The 25,447-nt window shown below is 34.6% G+C and carries 15 protein-coding genes; 6 read left to right on the top strand and 9 right to left on the bottom strand.

Annotated elements, in window-relative coordinates; all coding sequences use genetic code 11:
• Nucleotides 1-6 precede the first annotated feature (6 nt).
• Nucleotides 7-3,003 carry an amidohydrolase family protein gene (locus tag LNP23_RS11185; protein ID WP_230004946.1) on the top strand — a complete coding sequence of 999 codons (2,997 nt, stop codon included), beginning with the start codon at nt 7-9 and terminating at the stop codon, nt 3,001-3,003.
• A gap of 43 nt (nt 3,004-3,046) precedes the next feature.
• Nucleotides 3,047-4,354, top strand: coding sequence for an amidohydrolase family protein (locus LNP23_RS11180; RefSeq protein ID WP_230004945.1), 1,308 nt, complete (start codon nt 3,047-3,049; stop codon nt 4,352-4,354).
• Nucleotides 4,355-4,616: 262 nt separating this feature from the next.
• On the opposite strand, the gene LNP23_RS11175 is transcribed toward LNP23_RS11180, so the two are convergent.
• Together LNP23_RS11175 and LNP23_RS11170 are read right to left on the bottom strand one after the other, a co-directional pair.
• Complete coding sequence (locus tag LNP23_RS11175) at nt 4,617-7,625, bottom strand: DEAD/DEAH box helicase (RefSeq protein WP_230004944.1); 3,009 nt, start codon at nt 7,623-7,625, stop codon at nt 4,617-4,619.
• 221 nt (nt 7,626-7,846) lie between these two features.
• Nucleotides 7,847-8,857 (bottom strand): PDDEXK nuclease domain-containing protein, encoded by a 1,011-nt coding sequence (locus LNP23_RS11170; protein ID WP_047778259.1) that lies wholly within the window; start codon nt 8,855-8,857, stop codon nt 7,847-7,849.
• A gap of 760 nt (nt 8,858-9,617) precedes the next feature.
• Here LNP23_RS11170 and LNP23_RS11165 point away from each other — a divergent pair.
• Nucleotides 9,618-10,934: an ammonium transporter gene (locus LNP23_RS11165; RefSeq protein ID WP_230004943.1), complete on the top strand. Its 1,317-nt coding sequence runs from the start codon at nt 9,618-9,620 to the stop codon at nt 10,932-10,934.
• 120 nt (nt 10,935-11,054) lie between these two features.
• On the opposite strand, the gene LNP23_RS11160 is transcribed toward LNP23_RS11165, so the two are convergent.
• From LNP23_RS11160 to LNP23_RS11150, 3 genes are all read right to left on the bottom strand, one after another.
• Nucleotides 11,055-13,148, bottom strand: coding sequence for a protein-disulfide reductase DsbD family protein (locus LNP23_RS11160; protein ID WP_230004942.1), 2,094 nt, complete (start codon nt 13,146-13,148; stop codon nt 11,055-11,057).
• Nucleotides 13,148-14,458 (bottom strand): tRNA lysidine(34) synthetase TilS, encoded by a 1,311-nt coding sequence (tilS, locus tag LNP23_RS11155; protein ID WP_230004941.1) that lies wholly within the window; start codon nt 14,456-14,458, stop codon nt 13,148-13,150. The genes LNP23_RS11160 and tilS overlap by 1 nt, the downstream gene beginning before the upstream one ends.
• Nucleotides 14,459-14,770: 312 nt before the next feature.
• Nucleotides 14,771-16,057 (bottom strand): anthranilate synthase component I family protein, encoded by a 1,287-nt coding sequence (locus LNP23_RS11150; RefSeq protein WP_230004940.1) that lies wholly within the window; start codon nt 16,055-16,057, stop codon nt 14,771-14,773.
• Nucleotides 16,058-16,244: 187 nt separating this feature from the next.
• On the opposite strand from LNP23_RS11150, the gene LNP23_RS11145 reads away from it, so the two are divergent.
• Together LNP23_RS11145 and LNP23_RS11140 are read left to right on the top strand one after the other, a co-directional pair.
• On the top strand, nt 16,245-17,147 hold the full coding sequence (locus LNP23_RS11145; RefSeq protein ID WP_230004939.1) for a DUF4349 domain-containing protein: 903 nt from the start codon (nt 16,245-16,247) through the stop codon (nt 17,145-17,147).
• A gap of 205 nt (nt 17,148-17,352) precedes the next feature.
• Nucleotides 17,353-17,727: a DoxX family membrane protein gene (locus LNP23_RS11140; RefSeq protein WP_047778248.1), complete on the top strand. Its 375-nt coding sequence runs from the start codon at nt 17,353-17,355 to the stop codon at nt 17,725-17,727.
• A 449-nt stretch (nt 17,728-18,176) separates the two neighbouring features.
• Here the strand turns inward: LNP23_RS11140 and lpdA are convergent, their stop codons facing one another.
• The 3 genes from lpdA to LNP23_RS11125 all read right to left on the bottom strand — a co-directional run bounded on the left by lpdA (nt 18,177) and on the right by LNP23_RS11125 (nt 20,996).
• On the bottom strand, nt 18,177-19,580 hold the full coding sequence (lpdA, locus tag LNP23_RS11135; protein ID WP_230004938.1) for a dihydrolipoyl dehydrogenase: 1,404 nt from the start codon (nt 19,578-19,580) through the stop codon (nt 18,177-18,179).
• A 333-nt stretch (nt 19,581-19,913) separates the two neighbouring features.
• A complete protein-coding gene (locus tag LNP23_RS11130; protein ID WP_230004937.1) occupies nt 19,914-20,276 on the bottom strand; it encodes a hypothetical protein in 363 nt (120 codons plus the stop codon).
• Nucleotides 20,277-20,537: 261 nt separating this feature from the next.
• Complete coding sequence (locus LNP23_RS11125) at nt 20,538-20,996, bottom strand: Lrp/AsnC family transcriptional regulator (protein WP_047778239.1); 459 nt, start codon at nt 20,994-20,996, stop codon at nt 20,538-20,540.
• Between the two features lie 248 nt (nt 20,997-21,244).
• On the opposite strand from LNP23_RS11125, the gene LNP23_RS11120 reads away from it, so the two are divergent.
• Nucleotides 21,245-22,447 carry an aminotransferase class I/II-fold pyridoxal phosphate-dependent enzyme gene (locus LNP23_RS11120; RefSeq protein WP_230004936.1) on the top strand — a complete coding sequence of 401 codons (1,203 nt, stop codon included), beginning with the start codon at nt 21,245-21,247 and terminating at the stop codon, nt 22,445-22,447.
• 704 nt (nt 22,448-23,151) lie between these two features.
• Here the strand turns inward: LNP23_RS11120 and LNP23_RS11115 are convergent.
• Nucleotides 23,152-25,089: an amino acid permease gene (locus tag LNP23_RS11115; protein WP_047778234.1), complete on the bottom strand. Its 1,938-nt coding sequence runs from the start codon at nt 25,087-25,089 to the stop codon at nt 23,152-23,154.
• Nucleotides 25,090-25,447: the final 358 nt, after the last annotated feature.

Below are 25,447 nucleotides of genomic sequence, written 5' to 3'. Positions count from 1 at the left end.
TTATCCATGAAAAAAACCTTACTACTGTTCTTTTTGACTGTTTTTTTAACAAAAACACAGGCACAAAGCTATTTCCCCGTTAACGAAAGTGTACAAAACAAAAATAAAAACTACACGGTTTTTACTAATGCTACCATTTATGTTACCCCAACTCAAAAAATCGAAAAAGGAACTTTACTTGTTCAGGACGGTAAAGTCGTTGCGGTAGGTAATGCTGTTTCGATTCCTAAAAACAGCATCGTTGTTAATCTTGAAGGTAAAACCATCTACCCTTCCTTTATTGATATTTATACCAGTTTTGGAATTGAAAAACCAAAAAGAAATCTAAGCTCGGGAGGCGACCGTAGCCCGTTATATGATACCAAAAGAGTCGGCTACTACTGGAATGAAAGTGTTCGCTCTGAATTAAACGGTTCCGAAACGTTTAAATACGATACTGCAAAAGCAGAGGAATTATTAAAAGCCGGTTTTGGAGTTGTTGGTACCCATATACCTGATGGAATCGCACAGGGAACCGGAATATTAGTTGCTTTGAACAATACTGAAAACAGTAAACAAATTATAGCAGAGAAAATTACCAATCACTTTGCTTTTACCAAAAGTAACGTGACCAACCAAGCCTACCCTAGTTCTTTAATGGGTTCGATGGCCTTGTTGCGTCAGATGTATTTAGATTTGGATTGGTACAAAAAAGGAAATTCAGAAACCAAAGATTTATCCTTAGAAGCATTGGCTGCTAACGAAAAACTAATTCAAATATTTGCTGCAGAAGACAAACTAAACAGCTTGAGAGCGTCTAAAATTGCAAAAGAATTCGGATTGAACTACGTTTTGAAAGGAAGCGGAAATGAATTTGAAAGAATTCAGGAAATCAAAAACACTAATGCTAAATTTATTATTCCAATTAGTTTCCCGGAAGCTTATGATGTTTCTAACCCTTATTTATCGAATCAGGTAGAATTAACAGACATGCGTTTTTGGAATCAGGCACCGACCAACCTTAAAGTCCTTTCAGACAATGGAGTCGTTTTTGCTTTGACAACAGACAAACTAAAGAAAACGGAAGACTTTAAAACTAATTTATTAAAAGCCATAAAATTGGGCTTTGATAAAACAAAAGCTTTAGAATCATTAACGACAATTCCTGCTGCTATTCTAGGAAAAAGCAATGAAATTGGAAGTTTAAAAACAGGTGCTTATGCCAATTTTGTAATTACATCAGGTGAAATTTTTGATGAAAAAACAATTTTGTATGAAAACTGGGTTCAGGGAACTAAATACATCGTTAATGACATCAATGCAAAAGATATTCGTGGCAACTACGATTTAACCATTGGAAACGATACCTACAAATGGAAAATTGCAGGAACTGAAACGACTCCAAAATCTGAAGTTACTACAGCTGCTGCTGCCAAAGTAAACAGCACTTTAAACGTTTCTAAAAATTGGATTTCTCTTGTCCTTAAACCAAGTGATACAACGAAATCTAACTACACCCGTTTAACCGGATTTGTAGAAAACCCGGAAAATCTATCCGGAAAAGCAGTCCTTTCAAACGGAAATGAATTGATTTGGAACGCAAAAAGAACGAGTCCTTTTACAGCTGTAAAAGACTCTTCCAAAGTAGAAAAACCAAATGTAATTATTCCGACCACCTACCCTAACGTTGCTTTTGGTGACTCAAAAAAGTTAACAGCTCAAACCCTGCTTTTCAAAAACGCTACGGTTTGGACGAATGAAAAAGAAGGAATTTTAACGGAGACCGATGTCTTAATCAAAAACGGAAAAATTGCTGCCGTTGGTAAAAATCTTTCTGATGCATCCGCTGTTAGTATCGATGCCAAAGGAAAACATATCACCAGTGGTATTATTGACGAGCATTCGCATATCGCGATTTCAAAAGGGGTAAACGAAAGCGGACACAATTCGACTGCAGAAGTTACGATTCAGGATGTTGTAAATTCGGAAGACATTAATATCTATAGAGATTTAGCCGGAGGAGTTACGATTTCACAATTATTACACGGATCTGCAAATCCAATTGGAGGACGTTCTGCTATTGTAAAATGGAAATGGGGTTCTTCACCAGAAGAAATGCTGTATAAAAATCAGCCTAAATTTATCAAATTTGCTTTAGGAGAAAACGTAAAACAAGCTAATTGGGGCATTCAGAACCCTACTCGTTTCCCACAAACCAGAATGGGAGTTGAACAGGTTTTCACTGATTACTTTCAACGTGCCAAAGAATATGACGAAAGCTGGAAGACTTTTAATTCCGGTTCTAAAAAAGGAAAAGCACCAAGAGTTGATCTTGAATTACAGACTTTAGCCGAAATCATTAATAAAGACCGTTTTATTACTTGCCACTCTTATGTTGAATCGGAAATTTTGATGTTGATGAATGTTGCGGAGAAATTCAACTTCCGTGTCAACACGTTCACTCATATTCTTGAAGGCTATAAAGTATCTGATAAAATGAAAGAACATGGCGTTGGAGCTTCGACGTTTTCAGACTGGTGGGCTTACAAGTTTGAGGTTAATGATGCCATTCCATTCAATGGTCCAATCATGCACAACCAAGGTGTCGTAGTTGCTTATAATTCTGATGATGCCGAAATGTCCCGAAGATTAAATCAGGAAGCAGCAAAAGCAGTAAAATACGGGAATATTTCTGAAGAAGATGCTTGGAAATTTGTCACTCTTAATCCAGCAAAATTATTGCATATCGATGATAAAGTAGGAAGTCTTAAAGTTGGTAAAGATGCCGATGTGGTTTTGTGGAGCGATAATCCTTTATCTATTTATGCTAAAGCAGAAAAAACAATTATCGAAGGAGTTGTTTATTTTGATATTGAAAAAGATGCCGACAAACAACTTGCAATCACTAAAGAAAGAAACATCCTGATCGGTCAGATGTTACAAGAAAAAAACAAAGGAGCAAATACACAGAAACCTACTAAAAAAGAGAAGATAGAGTATCACTGTGACACTTTAGAACAATAATCAAAGCACCTTTAAAAAACTTGTAAAGTTAAAAACAGATAAAATGAAAAATAAAAACATCTATATATTGCTGCTCTTATTTTGTGCATCATTTCAAATAAAAGCACAGCAAATACCAGCGCCAAAACAAACAAAATCAATTTTAATTTTAAACGCAACAGCACACTTGGGTGACGGGACTGTGATTCAAAACAGCGCCGTTGGATTTAAAGACGGCAAAATCACTTTAGTATCAGATGCCACCACGATAAGATTGGCTACTGATGCCTACGACACTACGATCGATGCCAGTGGCAAACATATCTATCCGGGCTTTATCGCTCCAAACTCTACTTTGGGTTTAGTAGAAATTGATGCGGTAAAATCTTCCGATGATATGGAAGAAATTGGAAGTTTTAACCCGAATGTAAGAAGTATTATTGCTTATAATTCAGAATCAAAAGTGGTTGAAACCGTACGTCCAAACGGTGTTTTAATGGCGCAGATAACGCCACGAGGAGGCACTATTTCAGGTACTTCTTCTGTTGTTCAATTAGACGCATGGAGTTGGCAAGATGCTATTTTAAAAGAAAATGATGGAATCCATCTTAATTTCCCTTCCAGTTTTAAAAGATCAGGATCTTGGTTTGAACCGGGCGTAATTGAACCTAACAAAGACTATCCAAAACAAGTTGAAGAGATAAATGCTTTTTTGGTCAATGCTAAAGCTTACAATCAAACTCCTGCAAAAGAAAGGAATGTAGTTTTAGAAGCTACCAAAGCTCTTTTTGAGGGTACACAAACGCTTTACATACATGCAGATGAAGAGAAACAAATTATAGACGCCATACAACTTGCCCTTAACAACCAAATTAACAAGATTGTTATTGTGGGTGGATTTGAAGCTTATAAATCAGCCGATTTATTGAAAAAACATAATGTTGGTGTATTACTAAGACGTGTTCATGACATGCCGACAAACGACGATCAGGATGTAAACCTGCCTTATAAAATGGCTAAGATCTTAACAGACAAAGGCATTATTGTTGGTCTTGAAAACAGCGGAGATCACGAACGTATGAGTGTACGAAATCTGCCTTTCCTGGCAGGAACTTGTGCTGCTTTTGGTTTAGATAAAGAGAAAGCTTTACAGTTGATAACTTCAAATACAGCCAAGTTATTAGGCATTGAATCTACCTGTGGCACCTTAGAAACAGGTAAAGATGCCACGTTATTTATTTCTGAAGGTGATGCTTTAGATATGAGAACAAACAAACTGACAGCTGCTTTTATTCAGGGAAGAACAATTAATTTGGAAACGTTTCAAACCAAATTGAATGATAAATTTAAAGCAAAATTCAATCAGAAATAATTAGATTAACTCTAATCAGTTTAAGCGCCAATTGAGAAATCAGTTGGCGCTTTTTTTATTTAAAAGTTTTCAAAAAAAAAGTCGTATCGATTGAATACTAAGCTTTTATAAAGATTACCAGAAAAGTCAGGTAACGATTTGGTAACGGTGCTTATTGCTTTGCTTTTCAACGTATTTCCGTTAGTTCATAGTAAAAATGATAGTGTACTATAAAATATCGTTTCCAAATTATTACCCAATCACTCGTGTAAATTGCTATTTCTTAGATTATCCGTTCTTCCAGCAATCCTTTCCAAATTATAAATCCTTTATTGTCGTCTGAATAATCATGAACAATTCTTGAAAAATTTTGTGGATTGGTTTCCAAATAGACTTGTCGTCCTTTTTCTCTTATGATTGTTAGTTCTTTTTCGATTTGTTTTATGATGTCAATCAGTGCAGATTTTTTTTTATCTGTATGCCAAATATAGGTTGCTTCCTCGGTATCTAAAGTTTCTAAAATGATGTGATAATTCTGTTCTCCTGCAATTAAAAACACAAATGAAAACGGCTGTAAAACAAACCGTAACTTCATTACGTTTCGTTCGTGCCTGTCAGCCAAAAACTGAATGTGTTTGGAGTGTTTGTGTTGTTTTCCTTTTAACAAATCCATCAAAATACTTTCAGCATTGGTGTAAATATTTTGATTATTTGGAAGTTCGTTTGTTGTAAAAATATTTTGTTTCGATGTCGGAATCTGACCGACGAAACTTTTGTTCAAAAACTCAAATTTCACACTTTCAACCATTTCTTTATTGATGTTCTCAATATCGGCAGAAGTTGCTAATTGTGATAAGATTACTCCGCTTTCTATTTCAGCATAAATATTAATCGCAACAGATTTTGATTTTAAAACCTTTATAAAATAAGGCTTCAACACTCCAAATTCAGGTCTGAATTCTTCGTTTTCAATTTCAAAGTCAAAACGTTGGTTGCTTTCTTTATCAATGTATTCAAAACCAACATTACCATATCTAAAATCCAAATCTTCTATCGCTATTTTGATTTGTTTTTCAATGATTAAATTTTGTCTTTCTGGAATAAGTTCGGTTGGCTCATCAAACAAACTTGCTTGCCTAACTATCTGACTATAATACGCGTTTCTCTTTAAAAATAGTTTGTTTAGGTAATCAATTTTTATGTCTCGATAATCATAGATTGTCGGATTGATTTCCGAGCGTTGCACACGACCTATATATTGAATCAGTTTACCTTTGAAAGAAAAAGGATAAACCAAAAACAAGGAACTGATATTGGATAAATCCGAACCTTCTCCAAAATATTGTCCCGTGGTTATCAATACCTCAAAATTGCCTTGTTGTAAAGCCTGCCATTTGGATTTTTTATTGTTGTCTGAATCATCTCCGCTTAGGGTAATAACTTCGTAAGATTGTTTCAGAAAAAGGTAAAGCGTATCAATATGCTCTTTTCTTTCTGTAATAATAGTAATTCTTTTTCCGTACGAAAGTTCCTTTTTTATATCTTCCAGAATGAGTTTATTACGTTCTGAATCGTGAACTAAAATCTTTGAAAGAATTTCAAAATTATCTGTTTTAGAATTGAAAGGAACATCCAAATTGGTGTTTCTGACAATAATTTGAGCGTGTTTGAATTTTTCAATTTCTATGGTCAATACTTCTGAAATCACATCGCCCAAATAAGCAAAAATAAGCTTATCGTCATTGTATTTTCTGAATGGTGTTGCTGTCAAACCATACAAATGAAACGTTTTCAGCTTTTCAATCGTATTACGAAATGTTTCCGCAGGGATATGATGACATTCATCCACTAGAATTGTTCCGAATTGGTTTTTGATTTGCTCAATTTGTTTTGGTAAACTTTGAATGGTAGCGATTGTGACTTGCTTTCCAATTTTAGCCTTCCCTTGACCGATAATCCCGATTTCGTGTTTAGGAATTCCAAGAAATGCTTGAACTCGTTCTTGCCATTGTTCCAGTAGTTGTTTGCGGTGGACAACGATTAAAGCTGCTTGTTTTTTCTCTGCAATAATTTTCAATCCCATAATTGTTTTGCCCGAACCAGGCGGAGCAACGATAACTCCAAAATCCTTTTTTGAAACAGCTTCAATAATCTTTTCTTGATGAATTCGTAGAACAGCATTGAATGTAATAGTGATTTCCTCTTTCAATTTTCGCTGGTCTTGAAAATCAAAATCCAATTTTTGTTCTTTGCAAAACCGAAGTAATTTCCCGATAAAGCCTCTTGGAATGATAATTTCATTTTCTGTTTCTTCAACGAGTTTAAAATACCGTTCTGTTCCAAAAGTATTTTTACCTAATTTCTTCTTGATAAAGAATTCTGAATTCGCAAAATTCAATTCTTCTTTCAGGAAATTGATTAATGGAGTAACCAGTCCGTTTCTTTTAACACGAATATTTTGTTGGAGTGTAATTGATAATTTACCATTGGTGTTTTTGCGAATAGGTAAATTATGGGTTGTTGAAATTTCTTGATACAATTGATCCAATACGTCAATCGAAACTCTTTCAATTTCATTCAAAAATTGCCATTGATTTGAATAAGGTTCGAAAGTTTCTGGATTGACAAAGCAACTATTTCCATTTTCCATTGCTGGCTTGAAAAATGGCAGAGCAATTAAATTGCCTAAACCTTTACCCGAAAGAAAATCCTGATTAGGAAACAGTCGGTCAAAACTGGAACCTTTATCAAACATTGAGAATGCTCCTGATTGTTCCAAAATAGAAATGAAAATTTTTCGGCTTCGGATTGCAGGATAAAGGTTCCCAAAAAAAATCCAAACGTGTCCACCATTTCCAGAACGGGAGCGTTCTAAATAAGCAGGGATATTTTTCTCTTTACAGGTGTTTAAGAAGTCTACCGATTCTTCATTCCAGTTTTGTTTATCAAAATCAGCTACTAAAAACCCAGAAGTATTGTCTTGCAACAAAGGATATACACCAATTTGCTGAATACCGTTTAAATGTTTTCGGATCTCATTGTCACTAAGTGGCAAATAAGTTTTATGTGGATAATTTTGAAAAGTTCCACCATTCATTTTATGTACCCGATAATGATATAGGTCGTATTGATAGGCAGGCATATAACCTGATTTTCCTGATTTTTCCCAACGAATGGCAAATACGTCTTCACGACCTTTGAATAAGGAACGGAACTGATTGATGTCGTTGGGAGTAAACTCATTCATCATTACTAATTTTCTTCTTTGTGGTTTATCTACTACTCTTCTCAATCTTGGTTGGATCTCGACAGTTTTCTCCAAATGCTGTGAGCTAACTCTATTTCCCTTATTTATCAAGATTCGTCAAGCCGTAATGTTGTTTTAAGATTACTTCGTTAATGATTTTTACAATTTCTTCAATGTCCGTTTTATTACCAATATTTGCTAAATCCCTCTGAAATATTCTGATGGGTCGTGAGTAGTAATATATTTAAATGTCTTTTTAATTCATTTTAATCGCTATCCTTCTCTTCAAAACTCTCCAGCTCTTTATTTACCTCATCCAAAAGCTGTTTTTCAGTTGGCAGGTAAAGTGTATACTGGCTGGTAATAATTTGTTTTTGCTCTTCTGGTAGCGTGAATTTTACTACCGCATCATTTTTATTTGCACAGAGTAAAATACCAATGGTTGGGTTTTCGTGAGGTAATATTTCTATGCGGTCATAATAATTCACATACATCTGCAATTGACCAATATCTTGATGCGTTAGTTTATGTGTTTTGATTTCAATAATTACAAAACATTGCAAAAGACGATTGTAAAATACCAAGTCTACAAAAAACTCATCGCCATCAATATGTATTCTTTTCTGCCTTGCTACAAAAGAAAACCCGTTACCCAATTCCAATAAAAAGTCTTGCAAATGTGTGATAATGGCACTTTCTAAGTCCTTTTCGTAGTATGACGCTTCTCTTTTTAACCCCAAAAACTCCAAATACATCGGGTCTTTAATAATTTCTTTAGCATCGGAAGGTTGTTTTTCATTTTGGGCTACTGCCAATACATTTTCTTTATCATTACTCAATAAAAGGCGCTCATACAAACTGCTATAAATTTGCCTTTCCAACTGCCTTACTGTCCAATTATTCTTTACCGTTTCGGCAATATAAAAAGCTATTTTATCTTGATTATCAATCCTTATGAGTAATTTATATTGGCTCCAACTCAATTGCGAATACAGTGTATTCGTAATTGGGAAATTACGATAGAACTGCCGAAACAGTTCTATCTGTCTTTTTGAAAAACCACTGCCATATTCGGGTTCTAATTCATTTGCGATATATTCGGTGAGGTATTTACCATAATCTGCACGATCTTTTCCTTCTTGTTCTTCTTCAAAAATACGTTTACCAATATCCCAATACATCAGCGTTCGATGATGGTCAACGGAACGGATTGCCTTGTCTTTTGACTGGGCAACAATGGTTTTTATATCTGATATTATAGATTGGTTTACAAGCATTTGTTTAGTATGAGAAAACTATTTTTCACAAAACAGTAAATATACAAATTAAGGCAATATTTATTCTTTTGAAATCGATTAGAAATACAAAATTATCGTGTTAATTATACTTGTTAATATACTTCCCATAAAGTAACAATATAAATATTCCCCAACTCTCTGTGCATACTTTTTAAGGTAGAATAGTATCTTAAATGTTGATCTTTATGTCGTTTCCATAACTCACAATTTCTTAATGTTAGAATTAAAATTTATCGAGCTGGGAAACAATACGAAAAACAACACAATAATCTTAAAAACAGCAAATTGTAAATAATTCAGGGGTTTTTAAAAGTAACGATTTAGTAGCCTAACTTTTCTAATCCCTTGCTTCTTCCTGCTTTTAACTGCTATACCAAAAAACGAAAAACAATTGTAAATCCTTTATTTGCAACTATTTTACCTGTTATATATCTTTGATGTGTTTTATCTAATACTTTATTTAAAAAAATCATTTTTGCAGAAAAACTATTAAAGATTTCTACGCAAAAAGATTTAAAGTCAGATTATTTCTCTCATTTTATGTTAAGATCACCTCAATACACTTCATTTCGTAGCTTTCAAATTAACAAATTGAAAATTTCACCACCTCATAAAGATTATACGCTAAAAAACAGGGGGTCAAAATAAAAAATTAGCAAAAATAAAGAGCATGACCCTATTTTTTATACGGGTATTGAATCATTTTATATTTTTATAAAAAATTTAAAACGAATTAACTATGCGAAAAATTATTTTAAGTGTGATTCTTATCACTATTTTAGTACTAACCTTTGTCTCGAATTTTATGCTATCAGATAACCCAATTCCTGCTGAAGCTGTAAAGTTTGATACAGGAGATACAGCCTGGATGATTGTAGCAACTGCCTTTGTATTGCTTATGACACCTGGATTAGGATTTTTCTACGGAGGCATGGTCGGTAAGAAAAACGTAATCAGCACCATGCTACAAAGTTTTATGGCCATGGTTATTGTTACTCTCCTATGGGTTTTCGTTGCTTTTGGGCTGGCATTTGGGCCAACTATTGGAGGAATTATCGGTGATCCAATGCCTAATTTATTCTTTCAGGGGGTTGGTACTAATACCGCATGGAGTCTTGCTCCTACGATTCCTTTTATGTTATTCGCATTATTTCAGGCTAAGTTTGCCATCATAACCCCTGCTTTAATTACAGGTGCTTTTGCAGAACGCGTACGTTTCTGGGCTTACTTATTATTCATGGTTTTATTCATATTACTTATATATGCCCCATTGTGCCACATGACTTGGCACCCGGAAGGTATTTTCTTTAAGATGGGCGTATTAGACTTCGCCGGAGGAACAGTTGTACATATGAGTGCCGGCTGGGCTGCATTGGCAGGAGCCATCTTTTTAGGCAAAAGAAAAATTCAAAAAGTAAATCCTGCAAGAATTACCTATGTATTATTAGGGACTGGTTTATTGTGGTTTGGATGGTTTGGTTTTAATGCCGGTTCAGCTTTAGGCGCAAACGGACTAGCAGTACAGGCTTTAGGAACCACAACTGTCGCCGCTGCCGCTGCCGCAATGGCTTGGGTTTTCCTTGACAAAATTCTAGGTCATAAATTATCTGCTTTGGGAGCTTGTATCGGAGCTGTGGTAGGACTTGTTGCCATTACACCTGCTGCCGGTTTTGTAAGCATTCCGCATGCTATCTTTATTGGTCTTTTTGCTGCTATTGTGAGTAACCTTGTTGTCAGCAAATTTCCTAAAGGTAAAATCGATGATGCATTGGATGTTTTTGCCTGCCACGGTGTAGGTGGTATGGTAGGAATGTTATTAACCGGAGTTTTCGCTTCTAAAGCAATCAATCCGGCAGTTGGAGATAATCAAGGCCTAATTTTCGGTTCACCTACCTTGTTCATAAACCAATTAACTGCTTTAATAGTAGTTTCGCTTTTTGCTTTTGTAGGTTCATATGTACTATTTTTCGTTGTAAATAAAATCACTCCGCTAAGAGTTACGGAAGAAAAAGAAGAACTAGGTTTGGACATCTCTCAACACGGAGAATTTTTATAATAATTAATCCCTTCATTTTCCTAAACAAAAAATCCCTCCAGGTCTTAAACCAGAGGGATTTTTACTTTGAATTAATTCAACCTAATACTATATTTTCCTGTTCTCAGAACAAACGAACCCCTATTTAAAATTAGTGATCCCTTCTTTTAACCATTTCAAATACTCATCAGCACCAACATAACTAATAGTTGGTTTATCATTATGTAAATTTTTACCATTTAAATCTGTAATAATGTATAATGGCTGTGTATTGGTTTTATACTTTGAAATCATAAAATCGGTCCATTTATCACCAACTGTAATGATTTCATCACCTGAAACTGTTGTAAACTGTTCTTCTTTCGGTAATTCTCTTTTATCATCAACATAAAGAGAGATCAGAACGACATCATTTTTTAAGATTGGCAAAATTCTTTCATCAGACCAAACATTATTTTCCATTTTTCGACAATTTACACAAGCATAACCGGTGAAATCAAGCATTATAGGTTTGTTAACCGATTTTGCAAACGCCAATCCATCCTCATAATCGTGAAAAACCATGATCCCATGAGGTCCCAATTCGGCTCCTTCCGGTAATCCTTCTTCCGATCCTGCATTAGAACCTGCTGATCCTCCAACACCAAATGGACTTTCACTATACTGTGGAGGTGGTGGAAACGCACTAATTAATTTTAAAGGCGCACCCCAAAGACCCGGAATTAAATAAAATGTAAATACCAAGGTAAGCAATCCTAAATACAATCTTCCTACTGAAATATGTTGCAATGGACTATCGTGAGGTAAAGTAATTTTCCCAAACAAATACAAAGTCAACGCTCCAAAAATGGCGATCCAGATTGCAATAAAAACTTCTCTTTCTAAGAAATGCAGCTGTAAAACTAAATCGGCATTTGATAAAAACTTAAAAGCCAAAGCCAATTCTAAAAATCCTAAAACCACTTTTACCGTATTCAACCATCCACCCGATTTTGGCAATGAATTTAACCAACCCGGGAACATCGCAAAAAGCATAAAAGGTAACGCTAAAGCTAACGAAAATCCTAACATCCCGACAATTGGAGCAATTCCTCCATTTGAAGCTGCTTCTACTAATAAGGTCCCTACAATTGGTCCTGTACAAGAAAAAGAAACAATTGCCAGAGCCAATGCCATGAACAATATCCCTATTAATCCTCCTCTGTCTGCTTGCTGATCGGCTTTATTTGCCCATGAATTTGGCAACATAATTTCAAAAGCCCCTAAGAAAGAAGTAGCAAATACAATAAGGATAACGAAGAATATCAAATTAAACCAAACATCTGTAGACAACGCATTTAATGCATCGGCTCCAAATATTTTAGTCACAATTAGTCCCAAAATAACATAAATAGCAATAATTGAAACACCGTAAATAATAGCATTTCGAATCCCTTTTGCTCTGCTTTTACTCTGTTTTGTAAAGAAACTTACCGTCATTGGAATCATCGGAAAAACACAAGGCGTTAACAATGCTGCGAAACCTGATAAAAATGCGATGAAAAAGATAGACCACAAACTTCTTTTCGAAGTGGGAGCCGGCATTTCTGCTTTTTCTGTTGTTGAAGTAACTTCTGTTTTTACGTTTTCTGCTGCAGGTGCCACTACCTCTTTTGTTAAGGTATCAACAGCCAATCCCGCGTTTTTAGTTTCGTCCAATTTTGATTCCGATACTGTCGCAACTGCCTCCATTTTAAAGGATGCCGGAATTACAATTGAGAACTTTTTACTGGAATTGATACAAACTTCTTTACAAACCTGAAAGTCAAAGTCAACATCAACGGTCTTTAAATCCGGGTTTGTAATTGTGATTTCCTGTTCGATATGTGCCTTCCCTTCAAAGAAAGTTTCATTTACACCAAAAATATCATTGAAAGCCGTTTTGGTTTTACCTTCTTTTGCTTTCCCTACTAAAGTATAATTCCCTTTTTGATTTTTAAACGCAATTTCCAACGGAAGCGGGCCTCCATCTGGCGTAAATTGCGAATACATATGCCACTCTTTTTCTATCACACCATCAAAAATCAAAACCGCATTACTTCCTGATTTCTTTTCAATTTTAGCTGTCCATTTTACCGGTTCTAAAATTTGAGCATTGCCTTTTGCAAAAGCAAAAATGAAAAATAACAAAAATACAATGGTTTTATGCCAACCATTTTTTGAGATAATCGTCTGATAAGATTGATTTGAGTTCATTATTGTAATTCTATTTTAAGTATTTTAGTAGTTGTATTTTCAATTTTAAATCGTTCGTCCTGGCGAATTCCAACCACCCAGACAATCTGGTTGTCAGAACACAAAATCCATGTTTTTTCTTTTTCAAGCAGAGACAATTTTTCATCTTTAAAGAGTTTGCTCACTTTCTTAGATTTACCCTGCATTCCAAAAGGATAGAAAAGATCTCCCTCATTCCATTTACGTAAAATCAAAGGAAACCGGATTTTTTCGACAGCAACAAATATAGCCTTATTTGAATCTATAGTAATGTCATCTACCTGACAAAGCCTTAATTTTAAGGGAAAATTAACGTCTGTATCTGTTTCATTAATTATATATTCCTCATTTTCATCCTCTTCTAAAATCGGGGATAAAATCAATGTATTTCTGTTTTTCAACAAGCGAAATTCCGCTGCAAAAACTTGCTTTCCGGATTGTCCATCCACTAAGTCGTAAATATCATTCCAAGCAACAAATCCAAATTCATTCAACCATTGGTATAGATACGATTTATAATTGGGTAACTTTTTAAGCTGAATCAAATCAAAGTGAATATCATCCTCCATCTCTTTGGCCACCTGTTGGTAAATCATGATCGAAGCATCCTCGACCATCACCTGTGCTTCCTGCAAAAAAGACTGTGTTTTTTGAAAAGCATTCAAAAAATTAGGATTGATTTCTTTTAAAATCGGAACTAAATCATGGCGGATTTTATTTCTGAGGTATTTATTAGAGGCATTACTGCTGTCTTCTCTCCATTGGATATTATTTTCCTGAGCATACTTCAAGATTTCCTCTCTTGAAAAAGGCAAAAGCGGACGAATAATTTTATCATTTTCTTCCGGTATTCCGATTAATCCATCCAATCCCGTACCTCTTGCTAAGTTGATAATAAAAGTCTCCAGATTATCATCGGCATGGTGCGCTGTTAGAATATAATCGAAATTTTCGGTTTCCAAAAGCTCATAAAACCAACTGTAGCGCAACTCACGAGCCGCAACCTGAGTCGAAAGTTTATAGTCTTTTGCAAAAGCCTCCGTATCAAACTGTGTTATAAAAACAGGGGTTTTATTTGTGTCGCAGTACTCCTGGATGAAATTCTGATCACTAAAACTTTCTAAGCCACGAAGTTGGAAATTACAATGCAAAACCGCAATTTCATATGGTAATTGTTTGAGCAAATGCAGTAAAACCATACTGTCTAAACCTCCACTAACGGCAAGAAAGAGCTTTTTATTTTCTAAAAAAGAAAATCTGGAAGCGACATGATTTTGAAACTTTGAAAGCATTCGATAAAGATAAAGATTAAAATTTTATTAATTTTCAAATGAAATGTTAAGCGCGATAAAAATATTTACTTTCGTTCAAGCGACAGATAAAAAACAGGTGAAGCAAGCTACAAGAATTACTTTTTATGCAGATTAGTTTTTTTTGTCACAGATTAAATAGATTCACACTGATTTTAGTCATTTTAATCCTCCTAATCTGTGGCTATATTTTTTGACACGAATTTCACGAATTGGCACGAATTATTTTTTTTTAATTAGCAAACAACAAAACATTAATTAGTGAAAATTAGTGTAATTCGTGGCCACTCATTTTTATTGCAAAACCTCATGCATCGCCTTAGCTTTCAGCAAACATTCCTCATATTCTTTCTCTGGAACGGATTGTGACGTAATAGCACTTCCAACAGAAAACGAAACATACTTATTTTCCTGATTGTACAAAATACTTCTAATAACTACATTAAAATCAAAATCACCGGAAGGTGTAAAATATCCAACGGCACCACTGTACAAACCACGTTTGGTTTCTTCCAGATTTTCAATAATTTTCATTACAGAAATCTTCGGCGCTCCCGTCATACTTCCCATTGGAAAAGTAGTTTTTAAGACATCGATCGGGGTATATTGGGCATCCAGTTTTGATGTTATGGTCGAAATCATCTGATGCACTTGTAAAAACGAATAAATAGCACAAAGCTCTGTAACTTCAACGGAACCTTTCTGGGCAGTATGCGACAAATCATTTCGAACCAAATCGGTAATCATGATATTTTCGGCACGCTCTTTTGCATCCTTCCTAAGATACTCCTTTGATTTTTCGTCTTCTGTAAAATCTGAAAAGCGTCTCGAAGTTCCTTTTATGGGCTGAGATAGTAACGTATCTCCAACCTTTTTCAGATACCGTTCGGGCGATGCGGAAAGCAAAAACTGCTTATCGTTTTTAAAGAAAACTGAAAAAGGCGCTTGCGAAATCTCATTCAACTTTTGAAATTTCTCTATAGGATTTATAATGGCATTCTCAGCAAAAAACTCCATGCAAAAATTAGCTTCGTACATATCACCTACGTGAATGTGCTCCAGCATTTTTGTCACTTTTTCGACATAAGATTCTTTTGAAATTCGTTGTTGTACTTCGATTGCTCCCAGTGTCTCAAATGATTGAGAATGACTGTTCATAATTTCTTCAAAATCAACTTCAACCTCATCATCACAAAGAAACAGGTATTGAATTTCAAGTTCATTTCCTTTTAATAAAAATATTTTTTTAGGTTGAAAAAAAAACAAATCCGGAAAATTCAATCCATCAAAATTGGACGACTTTAATCTCTCAATATTATTTTTTAAATCGTAAGCTAAATATCCAAAAAGCCAATCTTTCGTGGTCGATTGATATTGTTTCAAATCATCGAAAGCGTTATGAAAATCTGTTTTCACAGAAGTAAAAGCATCTACAGCAAGCAGGCAATCAAAGCTTGAATATTCTTGTGGATAGGAATTACTGTCCAAAAAAATAACCTCACGGAATTGTTGCGACCAAATTAAAAGCTGTTGTTTAAGTTGCTCCGGATTGGCAATAGGTTTATGAATTGTAACTCTCAAAAGTGGTATAATTTAGACTTCAAAATTACGACAAAAAAAATCCTTCAATAAAATAATACCGGAAAAAATATTGGCATGCTTTTTAGTATACGAGATTAATACCAATCCTTAAAGCTGTTTCTAAAAATAAAAACGGTTTACATCGTGTAAATCCATAACTAATCCTCTTTTAATCTTTTAATCCTTTATGAAAACAATTACAAAAGTAAGTTTAACTACGCTGGCAACTGTTACATTGCTATATTCCTGCAAAAAAGCAGATGATGCATCACTTAACGATCAGACCGCAGATTATGCAACTGCAGTTGCAGACAGCGCCACAGTCTCTTCTTCTGCCGCAGTAGAGAAAAAAGACAGTAAGCAAAAGTTCATCAGAACCGCCGATATTAAATTTAAAGTCAAAAATGTTGCTAAATCAACTTATGCGATTGAAAATACAGTTCAGAAATTTGGAGGTTTTGTCACCTATACCAACTTACAAAGTAATATTCAGGAACAGATTAAAACCAAAATTAGTCAGGACAGCACTTTAGAAACTACAAAATATACGGTTGAAAACAATGTTACGATTCGTGTACCAAATACGCAATTGGATACCGTAATCAAGACCATTGCCAAACAAATTGATTTTCTGGACTCGAGAGTCATTAAAGCGGATGATGTTTCTTTAAAATTGTTATCCAATCAACTGGCACAGAAAAGAAATGTCGTTACCGAAAAAAGAGTCGCAAAAGCAATTGATACCAAAGGCAAAAAAATGACCGATATCATGCAGGCAGAAAATGCTTTAGCCACCCAAAAAGAAGCAAAAGACAATACTATAATTGACCAACTGTCGATGGAAGATCAAATCAACTTTAGCACCATTACGCTACAGCTTTATCAAAAGGAAACGACAAAACAGGAAATTACAGCCAGCGAAAAAGACAGTAACGCTTACAAGCCAAACTTAGGCATTCAGATCATTGATTCTTTAAAAAATGGCTGGTACATTCTTGAAGCCATATTTGTCTTTATTCTTAATCTATGGCCTTTTATTCTGATGGGTTTTAGTGGCTTTTTCCTGTATAAAAAATACGTAAAGAAATAAGCTGAAAACTGTTAATTAAGTAACAATTTTATAAGAAAAAATTCGTTATATTTGATATAGCATTCTATTAATCTTAAAATAGATTGTTTTGATTGTAAAATCCTCAGTAAAATAAGGTTTAAAATTGATTTTCATTTTATACGAGAATTCAAATTATATCAAGCACATAATTATTTTTTTCAACCTCTTAAAAATCCTAAGTATTATGAAAATTGCTACTATTATTATTCGAGTTTTGATTGGCCTTTTGTTGCTCTTTGCTTCAATCAGTTTTTTCTTTAAGCTGGCTCCTGAACCGGAAGTTACAGGAAATTTTAAAGCTTTTAATATGGGCTTAGTGGCCTCAACTTATTTATTGCCATTGGCAAAATCAGTAGAGTTGCTTTGCGGAATTGCTTTTTTAACGGGTCGTTTTGTAACATTGGCTAATATTTTAATCTTGCCAATTACAATCAATATTTTGTTTATTAATTATTTCATGGCTCCGGAAGGTTTGCCGATAGCAGGACTATTATTCTTAGCCAATTTATTTTTGATCTACAGATATTGGGATAATTACAAAACTGTTTTTACTCCTTAATTTATTACCAAACTAAAAAATAAACCCGACAGATTTAAAAACCTGTCGGGTTTATTTTTCACTACCTTAGTAAAAAGGACCAAAAAATGAGACTCTTAGCACCCCAACATCGTCTTTTTTGACAAATTTGGCTTTCCCGATACTTTGTTCCCACTTGTCTTTTTTGACATCATAGTCCCTGTTATCTTCTTTTATTGTATATGCTGTAACAAATTCTGTAGTTATAATAGTTTTATTTTTTCTCTGTCTAAAATCAAATCCAAGAAATCTGGTTATTTTCTGGATATTTAATTTCGCTCTATTGAAGTTTCCAAAATCCTTATTTGAATAAAGATTGTACCAAGCAAAAAGAATAATTTTCTCTTATAAAGTTACGAATCAATATTTTAAAAAACAAAAAAAACCGCCAGAATGTAAATTCTGACGGTCAAATATAATTTCGTACTAAATTATACGTGTAATGCTCTGTTATCTGTAGCCGCTAATGCTGCTTCTTTGATTGCCTCAGCAAAAGTTGGGTGTGCGTGACTCATTCTTGAAATATCTTCAGCAGATGCTTTAAATTCCATTGCAGTAACTGCTTCAGCAATTAAATCAGCTGTACGGGCTCCAATCATGTGAACTCCTAAAACTTCATCTGTTTTGGCATCAGCAATGATTTTTACGAAACCGTCCAAATCTCCACTTGCTCTTGCACGTCCTAAAGCTTTAAATGGAAAACTTCCCACTTTATATTCTGTTCCAGAAGCTTTTACTTGCTCTTCTGTTTGTCCAACAGCAGCAACTTCCGGCCAAGTGTAAACAACACCAGGAATTAAGTTATAATCAATATGCGGTTTTTGACCTGCTAAGATTTCAGCAACCATAACACCTTCTTCTTCTGCTTTGTGTGCTAACATCGCTCCACGAACAACATCACCAATTGCATAAATATTTGGAACATTTGTTTGTAAATGATCGTTTACTTCAACTTGCCCTCTGTCTGAAATTTTTACTCCGGCTTTGTCTGCGTTTAATCCATCTGTGTACGGACGACGACCAACAGAAACTAATGAATAATCTCCTTCAAGTGTAATAGTCTCTCCTTTTGCATTTTCAGCCTGAACCACAACAGCATCGCCGTTTCTTTCTACTGATTTTACTTTGTGAGAAACGTAGAATTTCATTCCTTGTTTTTTCAATACTTTAGTCAATTCTTTAGACAAAGCACCATCCATACCCGGAATAATTCTGTCCATGAATTCTACTACAGAAACCTGCGCTCCTAAACGTAAATAAACTTGTCCTAATTCGATACCGATCACTCCACCTCCAATAATTACTAAGTGTTTTGGAACTTCTTTTAAAGCCAAAGCTTCAGTAGAAGTGATGATTCTTTCTTTATCAATTTTGATGAATGGTAAAGAAGACGGTTTAGAACCTGTTGCAATAACAGTATATTTTGCTTCAATAGTTTCAGAAGTTCCATCAGCTTTAGCAACCGCAATGTGTGTTGCATCAACGAATGAACCTAAACCATTAAAAACAGTAATTTTATTTTTATCCATTAGGTAGTTGATTCCACCTACGGTTTGATCTACAACTCCTTGTTTACGAGCGATCATTTTTTCTAAATTAACTTTTACATCTCCCAAAACTTCAATCCCGTGATCTGCAAAATGAGCAATCTCTGCATAATGATGCGAAGAAGATAATAATGCTTTTGATGGAATACAACCTACATTAAGGCAAGTTCCTCCTAAAGAAGTATACTTTTCTACGATTGCTGTTTTGAAACCTAATTGCGCGCAACGAATTGCTGAAACATATCCTCCGGGACCTGAACCTATAATGACTACGTCAAATGAACTCATAGTATTTGATTTAAATTTTTTTAGCGGTTACAAAATTAAGGAATTAAGTTTTGTCTGAAGTTTAAATTACAATGTTTTTTGTGTGAAATTTGAGGGATGATTAACTGCAAGGGGCGCTAGGAGTTATGTGGAGGAGTGGTGTGTTTTTTTTGTTTCAGGTTTCAGGTTTCAAGTTTCAGGTTTCAAGTTTCAGGTTTTTAAAATTTGTGTTTTACGATAAAAGTCTAAAACCTCAGAATCTTAAAAAACTTTGCCTCTTTGAACCTTTGTTACTTTGCACCTAAAAACGTAGAACCTTAACACTTATTCATAAATTAATTAAGAGCAATTATGTCAAGATTTCTGGGGTCCAGTGCGCTGAATCAAAGATTCTCCAAACTTTATAAAATTAAATAATTTTGCAACTGCCCAACTAAGCTCATCTTGATTACAACAGTAATCCTTGATTTCACCCAGTTTATTATAATTTGAGATATTAAATCCTTCTTCAATATCATTATACCAAATAATTTTATCCCCACAGAGAGCTACTACCCAAAAACCTCCTCCTTCATCACCATAATCTTTCTCAGACCATTTTATTGGATCAATTTTAATTAATTGCCAAAAATTCGATAACTCTTCACTCAAATCAAGTTCTGATTTTTGAATTTCATCACTAAGTTCATTAAATGATATTGGCTCCCACTGTTCCATAATCTGTATATTATTATCTTGATAAATACTGACTATACCAATCTAAAAAATTCATAGGTATTTACTTTTAACACAGAAACAAAATTTGGCTAAAGCCTTTTCCATGTCCTAATTTAAATCTCCAGCTAAAGCTGGAGTCAATTCATAAATAAAGTCCTGCGATATCAACAACTCGAAATCTTAGCAACTTAAAAAACCTTTAACCTCTTACTCTTTACCCCTAAACCTTAGAATCTCAGCAACTCAGAACCTCAGCAACTTCTAAAAAGAAATCACCGTAGAATTCTTCACCTCACTAATCATAAACATACTCTGCGTACTTCCAATATGCTGTAGTGAAGTCAGTTTGGTTACCAAAAACTCTCGATAGGCCTCCATGTCTTTTACTAGTACTTTCAAGATGTAATCATAATCACCGCTTACGTGATGGCATTCTAAAACTTCGTTGAGCTGAATAACTTCACTTTCGAATTTGGTTAAAAACTCTTTGGTGTGTTGAATCAGTTTCAAATGACAAAAAACTACAAACCCTTTTTCGATTCTGGATTTATCGACCAAAGCCACATAATTTTTAATAATCCCTTCGCGCTCTAACTTCTTGATGCGTTCATAAACCGCAGTTACCGAAAGATTGAGCTTTAAGGACAATTCTTTGGTTGTCTTTTTACTATCGGTTTGTAACAAAACCAATAGCTTTTTGTCTGTAGCGTCTAAAGTCATTTTTTGTAGGTTTTTAGGAATGAAAGAAAATCTATTGCAACTTCATTTATTAACCAAATTTAAACAAATAATCTACAAATAATCATAATTATAGTTTTAAAATCTAATTACAACAACAAGTATTGACTTATTTTCTAATATAGATTTATTTTGAAAAATAATTCCAATCGTAGGAATCAATTTCAAAGATCAATGTCAATGACAGAAATCAATTTGAAAAAAATAAAACTAACTTAAAAATAACTCTAATGAACGATTTTAATCCGGCAGACAAAATTCAGGATTTACAATATTTTGGTGAATTTGGTGGTGTCAATCCGTCCATTTCAGATTCTTCTACCTATACTTTTCTTTCCGCTAAAACCATGTTTGATACTTTTGAAGGCAACATGGAAGGCTGTTATTTATATTCCCGTCATTCATCGCCAAGTAATTTGTATCTGGACCAAGCTTTGGCTGCTATGGAAGGCACAGAAACAGCAAATGTCTCAGCTTCGGGAATGGGTGCTATTACACCTACTCTGTTACAATTATGTGGTGCGGGAGACCATATCGTTTCCAGCCGCACCATCTATGGCGGAACCTATGCTTTCCTTAAAAACTTCACACCTCGTTTTGGCATTCAAACGAGTTTTGTAGACATCACAAAATTAGATGTTGTAGAAGCTGCCATCACCTCAAATACAAAAGTCTTGTATTGTGAGACCGTGAGCAATCCATTACTTGAAGTGGCTGATATTGCTGGTTTGGCAAAAATTGCTAAAAAGCACAATTTAAAATTAGTTGTTGACAATACATTCTCACCACTATCTGTTTCACCTGCAAAATTGGGTGCTGATATTGTAATCCATAGTTTAACGAAATACATTAACGGAAGTAGCGATACTGTTGGTGGTGTCACTTGTGCTTCTAAAGAGTTTATTAACGCTTTGAAAAACGTTAACAGTGGAGCCAGCATGCTTTTGGGACCAACAATGGACAGCTTACGCTCTGCCAGTGTAATGAAAAATCTCAGAACGCTTCATATCCGTATCAAACAACACAGTCATAACGCTCATTTTTTAGCGGATCAGTTTGAAAAAGACGGCTTAAAAACAGTTTATCCGGGGCTAAAAAGTCACCCGAGTCATACGCTATATAAAACAATGATCAATCCGGAATATGGTTTTGGAGGTATGATGACCATTGATGTTGGAACTTTAGAAAAAGCCAATGAATTAATGGAATTGATGCAAACCAGAAATTTAGGATACCTGGCAGTAAGTTTAGGTTTTTATAAAACACTTTTCAGTGCACCGGGAACTTCAACTTCCAGTGAAATTCCGTTAGAAGAACAAGCGGAAATGGGATTAACAGATGGGTTAATTCGTTTTTCAATTGGTTTAGATAACGATATTCAGAGAACTTACGAAATGATGAAAGCTTGCATGGTCGAGCTTGACATCTTATAAAAGCAAAACAATTCTTTATAAATAAATTTGCAAGATTTTTTTTTAGTTTGTTTAAATCCGCTGGAGATTCTTCTTTTAGCGGATTTTTTTTGTTGCCACGAATGGCGCGAATTTTCACAAATTAAAATTTAATAAATTCTTGCTGTTTGCTTTGGAAATGAATCTGCTTAAAAATATTTTGTCACAGATTTAAAGGATTAAAATGATTTTTTATTGCACGCTGATTGAGCAGATTTGAGCAGATTTATTTTTTCAACTTAATGATAAAATAATCTGTGCGAATCATTTTAATCTGTGGCTAAAAAATAATTCGGGCAAATTCGGGCAATTCGTGGTAAAATGAAATCTGCTAAATCTGCGTGAAAAAATACTTAGTCATTTTACCGCACGCAGATCTGGCAGATTTAAACAGATTCCATATAAAATAATTTGCGCCAATCATTTTAATCTGTGGCAAAAATTAATTCGTGCAAATTCGTGCAATTCGTGGCAAAATGAAATCTGCTAAATCTGCGTGAAAAAATACTTAGTCATTTTTACCGCACGCAGATCTAGCAGATTTAAACAGATTCCATATAAAAATAATCTGCGCTAATCATTTTAATCAGTGGCAAAAAAATTAATTCGTGCAAATTCGTGGCAACAAAAAAACCGTTCTTAACAATCAGAACGGCTTTCATTTATATCTTAGAACTAATGAATTATTACACTTTTTCTACCAAATTCAATTTACTGTTTTTTCTACTAAAGCCAAAGTAAATACAAAGACCAATAAGCAACCAAACTGTGAAATAAATCCAGTTCCAAACACTCAATTCGGCCATCATATACAAACAACAGATTAAACCTAAAAGCGGGATCAATGATAGTTTTTGTCTGAATGCCCATACCGTTAATCCACCTAAAACCAATAAGAAAATCCACATTGGAATTTTGTGTTTGAATAAACTTAATCCACTTTCGTATTTTAAGGAATCATTGATTGGCAAACCTTTTACAACCTCAGCATATTTTACTTCATCATCTTGGTATTGACTCAATAAATGCTCTAAATCGGATGTTTCAGAAGTTTTATTCTGAACATCTATACTTTTCAGATAATTGAAAACTTTTTCGGAATCATTTTTATCAAGTGACGTAATAATATCAGCCGAACTATTGATTTGAGTTTCATTTGTAATAAAACTCATTGTTGCTTTTTTATTATATCCAAAAGCAAAAATCAATCCGATCGCTAAAAAAGCCGGCATTATATATTGTGAATTGACATAAGGCGTTTTGAATTTCCCTCTCGGGATCTCCGGTTTGTTTTGTAAAACCAAAACTCCGGCACAAACCAAAACGAATGCAAATAAGGTTCCAATACTACATAAATCTGTTACCATAGTAAGATTCAGAAACAAAGCTGGAACTGCCACCACAAAACCGGTAACAATAGTAGCGTAAGAAGGTGTTTTGAATTTTGGATGCACTTTTGAGAAACGTTTTGGCAACAATCCATCACGACTCATACTCATCCAGATACGTGGTTGACCCATTTGAAAAACCAGTAAAACACTTGCCATTGCTACTACCGCACTTACGGCGATAATACCCGACATCCATTTTAAGTCTAATTTCTCGAATACAAATGCTAACGGATCACCAACATTTAATTCGTTATAACGCACCATTCCAGTCAGAACCAAAGCAATTGCAATGTATAATAAGGTACAGATGATAATAGCCCACATCATTCCGCGTGGTAAATCTCTTTGTGGGTCTTTACATTCTTCCGCAGTTGTAGAAATGGCATCAAAACCGATATAAGCAAAAAATACTGCTGACACTCCTTTTAGTACTCCACTTACTCCATTTGGTGCAAACGGATGCCAATTGGTTGTATCTACATAAAATATACCAACTGCAATAACCAGAAGCACGATGCAAAGTTTTACAACAACCATAATATTACTCGCATTACGGGATTCTTTCATTCCGCGGTAAATCAATGCTGTAATTAAAATAATAATCAACAAAGCCGGAAGATCGGCTACGAAGTGAAAAGAACCAAATAAGACCGGAGAAGTATTCCAGGCCGTATAAGCCGATTGTAAAGCCGGTTCTAAGTTCTCGAATGTTTTTCCGCTGTGCATTAAAGCTGTTGCGTTATTAAAGCCGTTTGAGGCGGTCAAATAATCCATTTGAACCCATTGCGGGAGATGAATGCCTCCGCTGGCGAGGAGTCCTGTAAAATAATCACTCCACGATATGGCGACGGTTATATTCCCGACCGAATATTCCATAATTAACGCCCAGCCAATTATCCAGGCTATAATTTCTCCAAAAGCAACATAAGAATACGTATAAGCACTTCCTGAAACCGGTACCATCGATGCAAACTCTGCATAAGCAAAAGCGGCAAAGCTACAGGCAACTGCTGTAAAAAGGAATAGAAAAATTACTGCTGGTCCTCCATCGGCACTGGCTTTACCGATTGTACTAAAAATTCCTGCTCCAACAATTGCAGCTATACCAAAAGCGGTTAAGTCACGAGCAGTCAAGTGTTTACCTAATGCATTATGACCGTCTGCATCATTTTTTGCAACTTGTTTTAGAATTTCCTGTACTGTTTTTTTTCGAAATAAACTTGAAAATGCCATATAAGGTTTTACGATTAAAAATTAATATATTTCGGACTTTATGCTTTTATTTTACAAATAATGCAAATTTTATCCTGAAATCAAATATATAAAACGATTTTATTTTATTTGGGTTTCGTGATTCTTTTTTTGAACACAAATTGCACGAATTTCCACGAATTGTTTTTTTGCCACTTATTGAAATGATTCGAACTGATTTAGGATTCTTTCTCGCCACAAATTGTATTAATCTTCACGAATTATTTTTTTGCCACTGATTAAAATGATTCTCACAGATTATTTAATCTTTTTAATCTGTGGCTAAATATTTTTTCACGCAGATTTGGCAGATTTTTTTGCCGCGAATTACACGAATTTT

Source organism: Flavobacterium cupriresistens (assembly GCF_020911925.1).
GTDB classification, from domain to species: Bacteria; Bacteroidota; Bacteroidia; order Flavobacteriales; family Flavobacteriaceae; genus Flavobacterium; species Flavobacterium cupriresistens.
Note: the sequence above shows the minus strand (reverse complement) of the source record. Positions and strands in the feature narration are given on the sequence as shown.